A 265-nucleotide genomic window follows, 5' to 3' on the forward strand; every position below is an offset into this window, starting at 1 on the left:
ACCTACGTCTCTAATCTTTTCGGAACACGATCGAGGCCATCCAGCCGGTCATCAGCGCCATGAACGCGGTGACCAGGCCGTAGACGAAGCCGTTCTGCCGCGCGGTGGTGGCGACGAACTGCTCGAAGCCGACCTTGACGATCTCGAACGCGGTCTCGGTCTTGGTCAGCAGCGCGCCGTCGGAAAACAGCTTGATCTCGACATTGTAGGTGCCGATCGGCACCTCGGCCGGCAGCGGAATGCCGGTGCGGAACAAGGTCGGGGT

The 265-nt window shown here is 62.3% G+C and carries 1 protein-coding gene; it reads right to left on the reverse strand.

Annotated elements, in window-relative coordinates; translation table 11 throughout:
- Positions 1–10: 10 nt before the first annotated feature.
- A partial coding sequence (locus G5A07_RS21355; protein WP_191863991.1) for a TIGR02186 family protein occupies positions 11–265 on the reverse strand: 255 nt, incomplete at its 5' end.

It is taken from the genome of Stenotrophomonas sp. AS012628 (genome assembly GCF_010608305.1).
GTDB lineage: Bacteria > Pseudomonadota > Gammaproteobacteria > Xanthomonadales > Xanthomonadaceae > Stenotrophomonas > Stenotrophomonas geniculata.